This is a genomic window from Bradyrhizobium sp. YR681, from assembly GCF_000282615.1.
GTDB lineage: Bacteria > Pseudomonadota > Alphaproteobacteria > Rhizobiales > Xanthobacteraceae > Bradyrhizobium.
Genome location: NZ_AKIY01000027.1, coordinates 1 through 15,928 on the forward strand (window position 1 = coordinate 1; position 15,928 = coordinate 15,928).

Consider the following 15,928-nt stretch of genomic DNA (forward strand, 5'->3'; position numbering starts at 1 on the left):
CCGCCGGCTGCCGCGGCCTGCGCGTCGGCGGCGCGCAGGTGTCGGAGATGCACTGCAATTTCCTGATCAACACCGGGGACGCCACTGCGCACGACATCGAGACGCTGGGCGAGACCGTGCGCGAACGCGTGAAGGAAAATTCCGGAATTGAGCTGCATTGGGAAATCAAGCGGATCGGGGTTTCATGATCGCCGTCATTCCGGGATGCGCCGTCAGGCGCAGGCCCGGAATCCATAACCCCAGGCTGCGGTTATGGATTCCGGGCTCGCCCTCCGGGCGCCCCGGAATGACGAACCAGAGAGAACTATGAACATGCGCATCACCATCCTCTTCGGCGGCTCCAACAGGGAACGTCTGGTTTCGGTCGCCTCGGCGCAGGCGCTGCATCAGGCGCTGCCCGAGGCCGATCTCTGGTGGTGGGACGTCGAGGACAAGGTGCATGTGGTGCAGTCCAGGCAGCTGCTCGAGCATGCCCGTCCGTTCGAGGACGAGTTCAAGCCGGGCACATCGGGCATTCCGCTGGCGCAGGCGCTCGATCGGGCCAAGGCGGAAGATCGCGTGCTGGTGCTCGGCCTGCATGGCGGTCGCGCCGAGAACGGCGAATTGCAGGTGATGTGCGAGGCGCGCGGCGTGCCTTTCACCGGTTCGGGCTCGGCCTCCTCGCATCTCGCCTTCGACAAGATCGCGGCCAAGCATTTTGCTGCGCTCGGCGGCGTGACGCCGCCGGCCAATGTTGCGCTCGATGACATCGACGAGGCCTTCGCCGAATATGGAAAGCTGATCGCCAAGCCCGCGCGGGACGGGTCGAGCTACGGCCTGATCTTCGTCAATGCCAGGCAGGATCTCGTCGCGGTCCGCAATGCGGCCAAGCACGAAGAGTATGTGATCGAGCCCTACATCGCCGGGGTCGAGGCAACCTGCGGCGTGCTGGAGCGCAGCGATGGCTCGATCATCTCGCTGCCGCCGATCGAGATCATTCCGGGTGAGGGCAGTTTCGACTACGCCGCCAAATATCTCCTGTCGACGACCCAGGAGATCTGCCCCGGCCGCTTCACCGCCGAGATCACCGCGGCGCTGAAGGAGCAGGCCATGCTGGCGCACCGGGCGATGTCCTGCACCGGCTATTCCCGCTCGGACTTCATCGTCTCGGCCAAGGGCCTCGTCTACCTCGAAACCAACACGCTCCCCGGGCTGACCAAGTCCTCGCTCTACCCCAAGGCGCTGAAGGCCGAGGGCATCGCGTTCGACGACTTCCTGCGCGGCCTGGTCGAGCTCGCCGTGCGCGGTGTGCGGAAATAATTAGGACTGGTTAACGGCCAAACCGGCGAAACGGCCTGGTTTGGGCCCCAAATCCGGTAAAATGCCGGACATCGCGGCATAAATGCCTCACAGGGCTGGGCAAAAAGCATCCCGCGTTAACGAACTTTACCTTTTGTTTACCAGGACATCCGAAGGTTAACGCTGGCGGCGCATATGGCGCTTTGGCTGCCGACGCGTGGGCTGTTGCGGGTGATGTCACCTTCCAGCGCACGTTTTGAAGGGAGAGGCTTCGTCTGCTGACCCGACCCGGCAAGCCCGAGATGTCATGTTCGCCAGGACCCGCGCGATACCGCGGGCAAACTGTTGACGAGCTCGTGCAATGGATGGTGCAGGAAGCCTCACCCGGTCGTTTTTGAGATCGCTGAGGCCCCAAGCTGACCTGAAGGCGGCCGCTATCGGAGCGGTCGTGCTTCTGCGCGAGTGGGTCCAAGAGAAGCGCGACGCCAAGCGCGTTGCCGCCCAGGACAAGATCCGGACCCGGAGCAAGGCCAGGCCCGTCATCGAGCGCGAGCCGCCGCCGCGCCTGGTCGCGCTGGTCGAGCGCTATGCGCCGCGCCGGGTCGGAATCACCATGACCGTGCTGCTGCTGCTCGGAAGCTGCGGCTTCGGCATCGTCAAGGGCGGCCATCTCCAGGATTTCATCACCGCGGTCAGCGATGCCCGCAACGCGATGGCCAATTCGGCCGGCTTCCGCATCACCTCGGTCGCGATCAACGGCCGCAAGCAGCTCAGCCAGGACGAGATCCTCGCGATCGGCGGCGTCAGCGGCCGTTCCTCGCTGCTGTTCCTCGACGCCGACGTCGTGCGCGAGAAGCTCAAGGCCAATCCCTGGATCGCGGACGCGACCGTACTCAAGCTCTATCCGGGCCGTCTGATGATCGACATCACCGAGCGCCAGGCCTTCGCGCTGTGGCAGGAGGCCGGCCGCCTCTCCGTCATCGCCGACGACGGCGCCGTGCTCGAGCCCTATGTCTCGCGCAGGTTCCTGTCGCTGCCGCTCGTGGTCGGCAAGGGTGCCGACACCCAGGCGCGCGATTTCCTGGCGCTGCTGGCGCGCTATCCGCAGGTCAATGCCGTGACCAAGGCCGCGATCTATGTCGGCGAGCGGCGCTGGAACCTGCGGCTCAAGGACGGCCTCGACATCCGCCTGCCCGAGCAGGACGTCGGCAACGCGCTGGCGTTGCTGTCCAGGCTCGACAAGGAGGACAGGCTGTTCTCCCGCGACATCGTCGCCGTCGACATGCGCCTGCCCGATCGCCTGGTGGTGCAGCTGTCCGACGACGCCGCCAAGGCGCGCGAAGATCTGTTCAAGGACAAGAAGAAAAAGAAGGCCGGGGACGCCGCATGACCGGTCTTGATCGCACCCAGACGCCGAAGACGCGCCAGATGCCGCACAAGCGCGGCGGCCTCGTCGCCTGTCTCGACATCGGCACCAGCAAGATCGCCTGCATGATCGCGCGGCTGAAGCCGTCGGCGCCGAGCGATGCGCTGCGCGGCCGCACCCATGCGGTGGAATTGATCGGTTACAGCCAGATCCAGTCGCGCGGCATGAAGGCCGGCGCGGTGGTCGACCTCGGCGAATGCGAGCAGGCGGTGCGCCAGGCCGTCGGGCTGGCGGAAAAAATGGCCAAGGTGCGGGTGGATTCCGTGCTGCTGTCGGTCTCCGGCGGCCGGCTCTCCGGCCAGCTGGTCGAGGCTGCCGCCGATATCCGCGGCGGTGCCGTGACGCCGGCCGATGTCAGCCGTGTCACCTCCACCGGCATGCGCCACGCCACCGGCGAAGGCCGCACCGTGCTGCATGCGCTGCCGGTCGGCTACACGCTCGACGGCGTCAAGGGGATCCGCGATCCCCGCGGCATGGTCGCCCATCAGTTCGGCGTCGACATGAACGTCGTCACCTGCGACGCCACCGTGGCGCGGAACCTGATGCTGGCGGTGGAGCGCTGCCATATCAATGTCGAAGCCATGGCGGCGAGCCCCTATGTGGCCGGACTGTCGGTGCTGACCGACGATGAGGCCGATCTTGGCGCTGCCGTCGTCGAGATGGGGGCGGGCACCACCACCATCGCGGTCTATGCCGGCGGCCGGTTCGTGCACGCGGCCGGTTTTGCGGTTGGCGGGCAACACATCACGATGGATCTTGCCCGCGGACTCTCCGCGACCATTGCCGACGCCGAGCGAATCAAGACGTTATACGGGACCGTCATCACCGGCGGATCGGACTCGCGTGAGCTGATGTCTGTACCGACAGCCGGTGACGAGCAGGATCTGCCGCAGATCGTCTCCCGCGCGACCATCGCCAACATCGTCAAGCACCGTGCCGAGGAAGTCTTCGAAATGGTTCGGGACAAGCTGAAGGATTCGCCCTTCGCCTCAGAGCCGAACGGCCGCGTCGTGCTCTCCGGCGGCGCCTCGCAGCTGACCGGCCTCGTCGAGCTCGGCACACGGATTCTCGGCCGGCCCGTGCGGGTCGGTCGTCCGCTCGGTTTCGGCCGGCTGCCCAACGAGGCGAAGAACGCCGCGTTCGCGGTGCCGGCCGGCCTCCTCGTCTACCCGCAATATGTTCACCAGGAACATGTCGAACCGCGGCATACGCGGCAGCAGGTCAGGACGGGAACCGGCGGATATTTCGGAAAGGTCGGACGATGGCTACGCGAGGGCTTCTGATGAGCGCTTTCCGCAATTTCTCATTTTCACCAACTCCCGCGGCCGCCGGCCGGGGCGAACCCACACGCGCGTGATCGAGAGGCAACCATGACCATCAGCATCAATGTTCCTGATATTCACGAACTGAAGCCCCGGATCACCGTGTTCGGCGTCGGCGGAGCCGGTGGCAACGCCGTCAACAACATGATCACGGCGGGCCTTCAGGGCGTCGACTTCGTGGTCGCCAACACCGACGCGCAGGCGCTGACGATGTCGAAGGCGCAGCGCATCGTGCAGATGGGCACGGTCGTCACGCAAGGCCTCGGCGCAGGTTCGCAGCCGAACGTCGGCGCCACCGCGGCGGAAGAGGTGATCGACGAGCTGCGCGACCATCTCTCCGGCGCCAACATGGTGTTCGTCACCGCCGGCATGGGCGGTGGCACCGGCACGGGTGCTGCTCCCGTCATCGCCAGGATCGCGCGCGACATGGGCATCCTCACCGTCGGCGTCGTGACCAAGCCGTTCCACTTCGAGGGCGCCCGCCGCATGCGCACGGCCGAGGCCGGCATCGCCGAGCTGCACAAGGTCGTGGATACGCTCCTGATCATCCCGAACCAGAATCTGTTCCGGGTCGCCAACGAGAAGACCACCTTCGCCGACGCCTTCGCGATGGCCGACCAGGTGCTCTATTCGGGCGTTGCCTGCATCACCGACCTGATGGTCAAGGAAGGCCTGATCAACCTCGACTTCGCCGACGTGAGAGCGGTGATGAAGGAGATGGGCAAGGCGATGATGGGCACGGGCGAGGCCTCCGGCGACAAGCGCGCGCTGACCGCCGCTGAAGCTGCGATCGCCAACCCGCTGATCGACGACAGCTCGATGAAGGGCGCCAAGGGCCTTCTCATCTCCATCACCGGCGGCAAGGACCTCACGCTGTTCGAGGTCGACGAAGCCGCGACCCGCATCCGCGAGGAGGTCGACCAGGACGCCAACATCATCGTCGGCGCCACCTTCGACGAAGCGCTCGACGGCCTGATCCGCGTTTCCGTCGTTGCCACCGGCATCGAGCAGGCCGCGATCGCGCGCAACAGCCAGGCCACCAGTGCTCCGGTTGCGAACGCCGCGCCGCAGGTGCAGCAGGCTCCCGCTGCTCCGGCCGCGGTCGCCGAGAGCCGTCTCGCCGACCTGACCGCGCGCCTGCGCGCCGACAACCAGCGTCTGGCCGAACGCGCCCAGAAGCTGGAAACCCAGATCCCGGCTGCGGTGCCGGCCGCGGCCGCTCCCGCTGCGCAGCGTCCGAATGTCGAGCGCGCCGCGCTCGCCGCCATCGCCGCCGCCGTTTCCGAGGTCCCGCAGGCGCCCGCGCCGATGCAGACCTATGGCGACGTCACCGTGCGCCCGATCGCGCAGAAGCCGACCCTGTTCCCGGAACCCGACATGGCCCCGGTCGTGATGCAGGAGCCGATGACGCCGGAAAACTTCATCCCGCCGCAGGCCGAGCGTGGGCCGGCGCGTGCACCCCGGATGCCGCGTATCGACGAACTGCCGATGCCGGCCCAGGCCGAGCTTCGCCAGGCTCGCGGCGAGGTCGAAGAGGAGACTCCGCAGAAGAGCCGGCTGTCGCTGCTCCAGCGCCTCGCCAATGTCGGCCTCGGCCGCCGCGACGAGGAGAGCGAGGCACCGGTCGCCGCCCGGACCACGGGTCCGGCGATGCCGCCGCTGCCTGATCGCCGTCCGCAGAAGACCGTGGCACAGCAGATCGCGGCCAGCGAGCCGGTATCTGAGTATGCGCGCCGTCCCGCCCCGCAGGGCCTGGACATGCACGGCCGCCCGGCGCCTGTGGCGCCGGCGCCACAGGGCGACGACCATCTTGATATCCCGGCCTTCCTGCGGCGTCAGGCGACCTGAGGATTGTTACAATAAGGCAGACGCAAAAAGGCCCCGGCGGGAAGCTTGCCGGGGCCTTTCCTTTTGTCCCATGCCTGTCACGTTTTCGTGGCCAAACAACTGATTTTAAATCATTAATTACGTATTCAATGGTTCAGTAAAAGTGCCGGTAACGGCCCAAAAGCTCGGCGCAATTTGGTTAAGCCTTGGCGCGAATACGGCAGGTTTGGGGTAACAATCGGTAAAAAAGCGTGAGTTGGCGCTGTTTGAGGCAGTGACTATGGTTTGCCGTGACTTGGGGATACGGATTCGGACGGCGGCCTTGGCCGCTCGGTTCGGGTGAGTATAAGTCGCAGTGGGTCGTAGTGGGGCGGGTTCCTGATGAAATTTAGCCGGCAAACAACGCTTCGTGCGCAAGCCACCGTGGCAGGCGTGGGCGTTCATTCCGGTCTTCCCGTCACTCTCACGCTTGGGCCTGCGCCTGTCGACGCAGGTTTTATTTTTGTCCGCACCGGACTTGAGGGACGTGACCGCGAAGTTCAGGCGACCGCCGATCAGGTGATCGCGACCGATCTCGCCACCGTCCTCGGCGATCGCAACGGGCCCCTGGTCTCCACTGCCGAGCACGTGCTCGCTGCACTGCGGGGCATGGGCGTGGACAACGCCACCATCGAGATCGACGGGCCGGAAGTGCCGATCATGGACGGCAGCGCCGCGGCCTTCGTTGCGGCGATCGACCAGGCCGGCATCGTCACCCAGCCGGCGCAGCGTCGCTTCATCCAGGTTTTGAAGCCGATCTCGGTCAAGATCGGCGATTCCTTCGGCGAGATCCGGCCCTATGCCAACGGGTTCCGCGCCGAGGTCGAGATCGACTTCACCAATCCCGTCATCGGCCAGCAGAGCTACGCCTTCGAGCTCAGCCCGGAACGCTTCCGTCGCGACGTCGGCCGCGCCCGGACCTTCGGCCTGATGTGCGACGTCGCCCGGCTCTGGAGCGCGGGCTATGCCCTCGGCGCCTCCTTCGACAACACCGTCGTGTTCGACGACGAGCGGCTGCTCAACACCGAGGGCCTGCGCTACGCCGACGAATGCGCCCGTCACAAGGTGCTGGACGTGATCGGCGACCTCGCGCTGGCCGGCCTGCCGCTGCTTGGCGCCTACCGCTCGGTCCGTGGCGGCCACAAGCTCAACCACGCCGTTCTGACTGCGTTGCTGGCCGACCGGACCGCCTGGCGGGTGGTCGAGGGCGAGGCCGTCCGCCGCACCACGCGTCCCGTGGGCGAAGTCGGTCGCGGCATCGTCGGCAGTCGGGTCGCCGCGGCCTACGGGCCGGACGTGTCCTGAGCAGACCTGCCGCTGCGGGCATTTGGCGGCGGCTTCCCCCCGGGAAACTCCTGGTAACGATGATCGGCTAGGATTGCGGCATGTTCGCCTTAATCCGGGCGAAATGCCTGCCTATCCGGTTGGTTCAAGATCGTTTTTCGGTTACACCGGCGTGGTCGCATGGCAGGCACCACGGCTACATTAGCGCTCATGACGGGGTTCATGGGCTTGCGGGCACCGCATCACAGGGCGTCAGGGCAAAACTCATGTCGGCACAGCGTATGACGCGCGGATATCTCTCGGTCTCGTCTGGAGTCCGTGGGCTGCTTCACGCCGCCACCTTCATCATGCTCGCGCTGCCGCTGGCCGGCTGCGGCACCGGGGCGCTGTGGGACAAGTTCACCGCCAAGGACGACACCTTCGTCGAGGAGCCCGCCGACAAGATCTACAATGAGGGCCTGTACCTCATGAACGAGAAGAAGGACATGAAGGCGGCGAACAAGAAGTTCGAAGAGGTCGACCGCCAGCATCCTTATTCCGACTGGGCCCGCAAATCGCTGCTGATGTCGGCTTACGCGTCCTACCAGGGCGGCGACTATGACGGCTGCATCGGCGCGGCCACCCGCTACGTCACGCTGCATCCCGGCAGCCCGGACGCAGCCTATGCGCAATACCTGATTGCCGCCTCGCATTACGATCAGATCCCGGACGTCAGCCGCGACCAGACCCGCACCGAGAAGGCGATCGCCTCCCTGGAAGAGGTGGTGCGCAAATATCCGACTTCCGAATATGCGACCTCGGCCAAGGCCAAGATCGAGGGTGCGCGCGACCAGCTCGCCGGCAAGGAAATGAACACCGGCCGCTATTATGCGCAGAAGCGCGACTACACGGCGGCGATCAACCGTTACAAGACCGTCGTCACCCAGTACCAGACCACGCGCCATGTCGAGGAGGCGCTCTACCGGCTGACCGAAGCCTATATGGCGATCGGCATCGTCGGCGAGGCGCAGACCGCGGCCGCGGTGCTTGGCCACAATTTTCCTGACAGTCGCTGGTACAAGGACGCCTATAATCTTGTAAAATCGGGTGGTCTCGAGCCGAGCGAGAATCAGGGGTCCTGGATCAGCAAGACCTTCAAGAAGATGGGCCTCGGCTAGGAAATTTGGTTCCATGCTGGCGCGTCTGTCGATCCGTGACATCGTCCTGATCGAACGGCTCGATATCGAATTCGCCACCGGTCTTGCGGTTCTGACTGGCGAGACCGGTGCGGGCAAATCCATCCTGCTTGATGCCTTTGCACTCGCGCTCGGCGGCCGCGGCGACGCCGGCCTCGTGCGCCATGGCGCGGAGCAGGGGCAGGTCACGGCCGTGTTCGATATCCCCAAAAATCACCCTGCGGCAAAGATCCTCGCCGAGAACGGCCTGGACGATACCGGGGAGATGATTCTCCGCCGGGTGCAGCTTGCCGACGGCCGCACCCGCGCCTTCATCAACGACCAGTCGATCAGCGTGCAGACCCTGAAGGCGGTCGGCGCCGCCCTGGTCGAGATCCACGGCCAGCATGACGAGCGCGCGCTGGTCGATGCGGCCACCCATCGCCGCCTGCTCGATGCCTTTTCCGGCCTGGAAAAGGATGTCGTGGCTGTTGAAGCGCTCTGGGACGCGCGCCGCACCGCCAACACCGCGCTGGAGGAGCATCGCACCGGCATGGAGCGCGCCGCGCGCGAGGCGGATTATCTGCGCCACGCCTCCGACGAGCTGAAGCAGCTCGCGCCCAAGGACGGCGAGGAGACCGCGCTGGCGTCCCGCCGCACCACGATGATGCAGGGCGAGAAGATCGCCTCCGATTTGCGCGAGGCACAGGAGGTCGTCGGCGGCCACAATTCGCCGGTCGCGGCCCTCTCGGCTGCCGTGCGCCGGCTGGAGCGCCGCGGCGTCAATTCGCCGGCGCTGGTCGAGCCCGCCGTCAAGGCGATCGACATCGCGATCAATGCGCTGGAGGAAGCCGACCAGCATCTCCTGGCCGCGCTCGCCGCGACCGATTTCGACCCGGCCGAGCTCGAACGCATCGAGGAGCGGCTGTTTGCCCTGCGTGCCGCCTCGCGTAAATATTCGACGCCGGTCGACGGGCTCGCCGCACTCGCCGCCAAATACGCCGCCGACGTCGTGCTGATCGATGCCGGCGCTTCGCGCTTGAAAAAGCTGGAGCAGGCCGCGATCGAGGCCGATGCGCATTACGCTGCTGCCGCCAAGAAGCTGTCGCTGGCGCGGCAGAAATCGGCGGAGAAGCTCAACAAGGCGGTCAATGCCGAGCTCGCCCCGCTCAAGCTCGAACGCGCCAAGTTCATGACCCAGGTCGCGACCGACGAGGCGACGCCGGGCCCGCAAGGGTTCGACCGCGTCGAATTCTGGGTGCAGACCAACCCGGGCACCAAGCCGGGCCCGATGATGAAGGTCGCCTCCGGCGGCGAGCTGTCGCGCTTCCTGCTGGCGCTCAAGGTGGTGCTGTCCGACCGCGGCTCTGCGCCGACCCTGGTGTTCGACGAAATCGACACCGGCGTCGGCGGCGCGGTCGCGGACGCCATTGGCGGGCGCCTCGCACGCCTTGCCGGCAAGGTGCAGGTGATGGCCGTCACCCACGCCCCGCAGGTCGCCGCCCGCGCCGACCAGCACCTTCTCATTTCCAAGGATGCACTGGACAAGGGCAAGCGCGTCGCCACCCGGGTCAACACACTCGCCGCCGACCACCGCCGCGAGGAAATCGCGCGGATGCTGGCGGGTGCCGAGATCACGGCCGAGGCGAGGGCGGCCGCGGACCGGCTGCTGAAGGCCGCGAGCTAGGTTTCGTGTCCCGGACGCGCGCAGCGCGAGCCGGGACCCAGGTCGCCGCCCCATGGGCCCCGGCTCTGCAGTGCACCGCTAGGGACGCGCTGCGCTGCGTCCGGGGAACAAGACCTCCGCCCATCTTTACCCCTCCGCCCGCTCCGTCGTATCCAAGCACCATGGCAAGAGCAGCAAAATCCAAACCGCTTCGTGACGTCGCCGATCTCACCAAGGCGCAGGCCAAGGTCGAGCACATGCGGCTCTCGCTCGAGATCGAGGGGCACAACGAGCGCTACTATCAGGACGACGCGCCTACCGTCACCGACGCCGAATACGACGCGTTGCGCCAGCGCTTCAACGCGATCGAAAAGCGGTTTCCGGAATTCGTCAGCGCGGACTCACCGTCGCAGAAGGTCGGCGCGGCACCCTCGGGGCGGTTCAAAAAGGTACGGCATTCCGTGCCGATGCTCTCGCTCGACAACGCCTTTGCCGAAGAGGATGTCCGCGACTTCGTCGGCCGTATCGTGCGCTTTCTGAAGCTCGACGACGACAAGATCGACTTCTCCGCGGAGCCGAAGATCGACGGCCTCTCGATGTCGCTGCGCTACGAGGGCGGCGAGCTCGTCACCGCAGCCACGCGCGGGGACGGTGCGGTCGGCGAAGATGTCACCGCCAACATCCGCACGCTCGAAGACGTGCCGCAGAAGCTGAGGGGACGCAACGTTCCCGATATCTGCGAGGTGCGCGGCGAGGTCTACATGACCAAGAAGGCATTCCTGGCGCTCAACGAGCGGCAGAAGGCGGAAGGCAGCACCATCTTCGCCAATCCGCGCAATTCGGCTGCCGGCTCGCTGCGGCAGAAGGACCCGACCATCACCGCCTCGCGCCCGCTCGGTTTCTTCGCCTATGCCTGGGGCGAGATGAGTGCGATGCCGGAAGAAACCCAGAGCGGCATGATCCACTGGTTCGAGCGCTGCGGCTTCAAGACCAATCCGCTGACCAGGCTCTGCCATTCGGTCGAGGAACTGATCGCGTTCCACCAGAAGATCGAGGAAGAGCGCGCAAAACTCGACTACGACATCGACGGCGTCGTCTACAAGGTCGACCGGATCGACTGGCAGGAGCGCCTCGGCTTCGTCTCGCGCACGCCGCGCTGGGGCATTGCCCACAAATTCCCGGCCGAGCAGGCCATGACCGTGCTGCGCGACATCGAGATCCAGGTCGGCCGCACCGGCTCGTTCACGCCCGTTGGAAAGCTCGAGCCGATCGGCGTCGGCGGCGTGATCGTGCAGAACGTCACGCTGCACAACGAGGACTACATCAAGGGCATCGGCAACAAGGGCGAGGTGCTGCGCGAGGGGCGTGACATCCGGATCGGCGACACGGTCGTGATCCAGCGTGCCGGCGATGTCATTCCGCAGGTCGTCGACGTCGTCCTCGACAAGCGACCGAAAGGTGCCAAGGAATTCCACTTCCCGAAGAAGTGCCCGTGCCCGCTGCATACCGACGTCGTGCGCGGGGAGACGGCCGCCGGCGAAGAAGAGGCACGCGCCCGCTGCACCGGCGAGTTCGCCTGTCCGTACCAGAAGATCGAGCACCTCAAACTGTTCGTGTCGCGGCGCGCCTTCGACATCGACGGCCTCGGCGAGAAGCAGCTCCAGTATTTCTTCGACGAAGGTTTTGTGAAGGAGCCCGCCGACATCTTCACGCTGGAGAAGCGCAATTCGAAGCTCAAGCTCGAGGAGATCGAGGGCTACGGCGCGACCTCGGTGCGCAACCTCTTCGGCGCCATCGAGAGCCGGCGAAAAATCGCGCTGGAGCGGTTTGTTTATGCGCTCGGCATGCGCCATGTCGGCGAGACCACGGCGCTGGCGCTCGCGCGCGGCTATGGCTCGTGGGAGGCTTTCCACGACGCCTGTCTCAAGGTCGCCAAGGGTGACGAGGAGGCGATGGCCGAGATGGACGCGCTCGACCAGATCGGCGAAACCGTGATCAAGAGCATCGCCGATTATTTCGGCGAGAGCCACAATCGCGGCATCGTCGAACGGCTGACGAAAGAGGTCGAGATCATCGACGCCGAGAAGCCGAAGAGCAATTCGGCCGTCGCCGGCAAGACGGTGGTGTTCACCGGCTCGCTGGAAAAGATGACGCGCGACGAGGCCAAGGCCACCGCCGAGCGGCTCGGCGCCAAGGTCTCGGGCTCGGTCTCGAAGAAGACCGATCTCGTCGTCGCCGGTCCCGGCGCGGGCTCGAAGCTCGCCGAGGCCAACAAGCACGGTGTCAAGGTGCTGACCGAGGATGAGTGGCTGGCGCTGATCGGGGAGTGAGCTCTCTCCCCGTCATTGCGAACGACGCTTGTAGCCCGGATGGAGCGAAGCGAAATCCGGGGCCGGTGTTGCCGCAATGCGCACTGACCCGGATTGCGCTTCGCTCCATCCGGGCTACGAAACGGCATGATGTGGACGCGTGCAGCGTCCCTCACATCATCCCGCGCTCTTCCTCTTCCGCCTGCTCGATCAGCGCCTCGCTCACGACGACCTCGCGGCGGGGGACGACGAAGATCATCATGCAGGCGCAGAGGAGCGAGATCGCGAGCACCGCCGAGGTCAGCGGCAGCGTCGTTGAAGAGTGGCCGCCGAGATAGGCGCCGAATTGCGACATCAGCGCGCCGATGCCCTGCTGGAGGAAGCCCATCGCGCCTGACGCGGTGCCGGCCGCCTCGGGGCGGATGCTGATGGCGCCGGCGGCCGAGTTCGCCATCACGAAGGCATTGCCGACCATCACGATCATCTGCGTGCCGAACAGCCAGGCCGGCGCCTCGTTCCAGCCGGCGAAACTCCAGAACAGGTTGAGAAGGCTTCCACCGAGCTGAAGGCCGAGCCCGAACCAGATCAGCTTTTCCAGCGCGTGCCGCGGCGCAAAGCGCACACAGAGCAGATTGCCGACGAGATACGCAAAACCTGACGTCGCAAACCAGGCGCCGTATTCGGCGCTGCTGCGGCCCATCTGCGTCACCACGATGTAGGGGCCGCCGCCGGCGAAGGTGAAGATGATCTGGGAGGCCAGCACCTGGCACATCACGTAACCGACGAAGGCGCGGCTTCGGATCAACATGCCGATGTCGCCGCGAAAGCCGCTGCCGGCGGCGCGGCTGCGGCGCGTCTCCGGCAGCGCGAATGCGATCCCGACGGCGACGACGATGGCCCCGATCGCGATGGCGTAGAAGATCGCGCGCCAGCCGAACGCGGTCTCGATCAGGCCGCCGGTGAGTGGGGACACCATCTGCCCGATCATCAGGGCCGCGACCACGAGGCTGATCATCGAGGCGACGCGATCGCGCTCGTAGATGTCGCGGATGATGGCGCGGCTGACCACCATGCCGGTGGCGCCGCCCAGCGCCTGGAAGAAACGCGCGGCGATCAGCTGCGGCAGGCTTTGCGCGAAGATGCAGGCGACGCTGGCCACGACCATCAGCGTCAGCCCGCCGAGCAGCACCGGACGCCGCCCGAACTTGTCCGACAGCGGTCCCATGATCAGCTGCGACAGCGCGATGCCGACCATGAAGAGCGACACCGTCATCTGCGCGATCGAGATGTCGCTGCCGAACGTGGTCGCCAGCACCGGCAGCGCCGGAACCAGCATGTAGAGCGAGATCGGCGCAATCCCGGTCATGACGACGAGCAGCAGCAGCACCACGCGCGAGGTCGCGAGGTTCTTCATGGCCGCATCCGGCGGCCTGCTGATCATGCCGTGCATAGGTGTCCGTCTTTCGAATTCGAATCGACTGTAGCGTGCTCACGCAAGACGGATATCGGCGTTTCGGAATGCGGCTATTCGGATTTTGGGACGGTTATGATGCGGGCACGATGGCGACCGATTGGGCGCGCGTCTCGTTCCACAAATGAGATGTCATTCCCCGCGAAAGCGGGGAATCCAGTATTCCAGAGGCAGTCGTGATTGAATCGAGAGGCCGCGGCGTACTGGATGCCCCGCTTTCGCGGGGCATGACGGCGGTTGTGGGGGATGCAGCCTTGCGCTGATCGCGTAGCCGTATGCGCTACGCCTTCAGCTCCGCCGTCGCCTGGTCGAGCCAGGCCTTGGTCGCCTCGTCCAGCGCCGGCCGCACCTCGGCCCGCACGCGGGCGTGGTAGGCATTGAGCCAATTGAGCTCGTCGCGGTTCAGCATGGCGACATCGATCAGCCGCCGGTCGATCGGCGCCAGCGTCAGCGTCTCGAACGCATTCATCGGCTTCTCGGCGCCCTCGATGCTAGCTTCGACCACCAGCTCGAGATTCTCGATGCGGATGCCGAAGCCGTCGGTCTTGTAATAGCCGGGCTCGTTGGAGAGGATCATGCCGCGCTTCAGCGGCGTGGTGCCGAGCTTCGAGATCCGCGCCGGCCCCTCATGCACTGAGAGGTAGCTGCCGACGCCGTGGCCGGTGCCGTGCTCGAAATCGACGCCGGCGGCCCAGAGATATTGCCGCGCCAGGGTGTCGAGCTGCGCGCCATTGGTGCCGTCGGGAAACACCGCGCGTGCGATCGCGATGTGGCCGCGCAGCACGCGGGTGAAGCGGTCGCGCATTTCGGCCGTCGGCTCGCCCACCGCCATGGTGCGGGTGACGTCGGTGGTGCCGTCTTCATATTGCGCGCCGGAATCGATCAGCAGGAGGTCGCCGGGCGCGATGCGCCGGTTGCTCTTGCGGGTGACGCGGTAGTGCACGATGGCGCCGTTCGGGCCGGTGCCCGAGATGGTCGGGAACGACACGTCCTTCAGTGCGCCGGTGTCGCGGCGGAATGTCTCCAGCGCCTCGACTGCGTCGATCTCGGTGAGCTTGCCGGTGGGGGCCTCGCGGTCGATCCAGGCGAGAAAACGCGCCAACGCCACGGCATCGCGCCGGTGCGCGGTCTGGGTGCCCTTGATCTCGGTCGCGTTCTTGACCGCCTTGAGCAGCGCGATCGGATCGCTTCCGCGGACCGGCTTGCCGCCGGCGCTGGCGATCAGCCGGCTGAGCGCATCGGCCGCGGTGGCATTGTCGAGCGCGATCGCCGCGCCGCTTTTGGCCAGCGCCATCAGCGTCGGCGCCATCGCATCGGGCTCGCGCACGTCGGCGGACTGTTCGAGATGGTCGCGCGAGAGGTTGGAGAGTTTTCGGTGGTCGATGAAGATGGTGGGACGGCCGTCCTTCGGGATCAGCGCGTAGGATAGCGGCAGCGGCGTATGCGCGACGTCGGCGCCGCGGATGTTGAAGGTCCAGGCCACCGCATGGCTGTCCGACAGCACCAGCGCGTCGGCGCCGAGCTTGGCGATCTCGCTCTTGATCTGCGCCAGCTTGTCAGCCTCGGCGACACCGGCATTTTGCAGACTGTGCACGGCGACGGGGGCGAGCGGCGGCTGCGGCCGGTCCTGCCAGATCGCATCGACCGGATTGCTGTCGACGGCGACGAGCTCGGCGCCGGCCCTGGTGCAGGCAGCGGCCAGACGTTCGGCTGCCGCAAAAGTGTGCAGCCACGGATCAAATCCGAGGCGGTCGCCGGCTTTCAGATGCGCCGACACCCAGCTTTCCGGGGGCGGATCGATCAGCGATTCCACCGCCCAGGCCTTCGCGTCGACCTGCTTGGCGGCCTGGATCGTATAGCGTCCGTCGACGAACACCGCGGCCTCATGCGTCAGCACCACCGCCAATCCCGCCGAACCGGTAAAACCGGTCAGCCAGGCCAGCCGCTCTTCCGAGGGGGGCACATATTCGTTCTGCTGCTGGTCGGCGCGCGGAATGACGAAGCCGGTCAGCTTGCGGCGGGCGAGCTCTTCACGGAGCGCGGCAAGGCGCGCCGTCAACGCGACGCCGGCCTCGGGCTCCTCGAATGTCTGGAAGTGTGCTTCGAACATGGTGGACTACTTTAGGATCATGGCGACCGGTCCGCAATGTAG

At 66.1% G+C, this 15,928-nt stretch carries 10 protein-coding genes and 1 pseudogene; 9 read left to right on the forward strand and 2 right to left on the reverse strand.

The features are described 5' to 3' along the window. From PMI42_RS04370 to ligA, 9 genes and pseudogenes are all read left to right on the forward strand, one after another. Positions 1-188, forward strand: a pseudogene (locus PMI42_RS04370) (UDP-N-acetylmuramate dehydrogenase); the annotation flags it as partial. Between the two features lie 124 nt (positions 189-312). Then, a complete protein-coding gene (locus PMI42_RS04375) occupies positions 313-1,299 on the forward strand; it encodes a D-alanine--D-alanine ligase family protein (protein WP_035964488.1) in 987 nt (328 codons plus the stop codon). 340 nt (positions 1,300-1,639) lie between these two features. Next, positions 1,640-2,668: a cell division protein FtsQ/DivIB gene (locus PMI42_RS04380; protein WP_008130919.1), complete on the forward strand. Its 1,029-nt coding sequence runs from the start codon at positions 1,640-1,642 to the stop codon at positions 2,666-2,668. After that, on the forward strand, positions 2,665-3,987 hold the full coding sequence (gene ftsA, locus PMI42_RS04385) for a cell division protein FtsA (RefSeq protein ID WP_008130920.1): 1,323 nt from the start codon (positions 2,665-2,667) through the stop codon (positions 3,985-3,987). The genes PMI42_RS04380 and ftsA overlap by 4 nt, the downstream gene beginning before the upstream one ends. A gap of 87 nt (positions 3,988-4,074) precedes the next feature. Continuing rightward, the gene (gene ftsZ, locus PMI42_RS04390; protein ID WP_008130922.1) at positions 4,075-5,874 is read left to right on the forward strand and encodes a cell division protein FtsZ; all 1,800 of its coding nucleotides are present in this window, start codon (positions 4,075-4,077) and stop codon (positions 5,872-5,874) included. 360 nt (positions 5,875-6,234) lie between these two features. Further along, positions 6,235-7,197 (forward strand): UDP-3-O-acyl-N-acetylglucosamine deacetylase, encoded by a 963-nt coding sequence (gene lpxC, locus PMI42_RS04395; protein ID WP_008130924.1) that lies wholly within the window; start codon positions 6,235-6,237, stop codon positions 7,195-7,197. Positions 7,198-7,442: 245 nt separating this feature from the next. Beyond that, positions 7,443-8,333 (forward strand): outer membrane protein assembly factor BamD, encoded by an 891-nt coding sequence (locus PMI42_RS04400; RefSeq protein ID WP_008130927.1) that lies wholly within the window; start codon positions 7,443-7,445, stop codon positions 8,331-8,333. Between the two features lie 13 nt (positions 8,334-8,346). Continuing rightward, the gene (gene recN / locus PMI42_RS04405; protein WP_008130928.1) at positions 8,347-10,017 is read left to right on the forward strand and encodes a DNA repair protein RecN; all 1,671 of its coding nucleotides are present in this window, start codon (positions 8,347-8,349) and stop codon (positions 10,015-10,017) included. Between the two features lie 161 nt (positions 10,018-10,178). Then, positions 10,179-12,326, forward strand: coding sequence for an NAD-dependent DNA ligase LigA (gene ligA / locus PMI42_RS04410; protein WP_008130930.1), 2,148 nt, complete (start codon positions 10,179-10,181; stop codon positions 12,324-12,326). Positions 12,327-12,477: 151 nt separating this feature from the next. Here ligA and PMI42_RS04415 read toward each other — a convergent pair whose 3' ends face one another. Beyond that, a complete protein-coding gene (locus PMI42_RS04415) occupies positions 12,478-13,755 on the reverse strand; it encodes a multidrug effflux MFS transporter (RefSeq protein ID WP_008130933.1) in 1,278 nt (425 codons plus the stop codon). A gap of 301 nt (positions 13,756-14,056) precedes the next feature. Next, a complete protein-coding gene (locus PMI42_RS04420) occupies positions 14,057-15,886 on the reverse strand; it encodes an aminopeptidase P family protein (RefSeq protein ID WP_008130935.1) in 1,830 nt (609 codons plus the stop codon). Between the last annotated feature and the right edge of the window lie 42 nt (positions 15,887-15,928).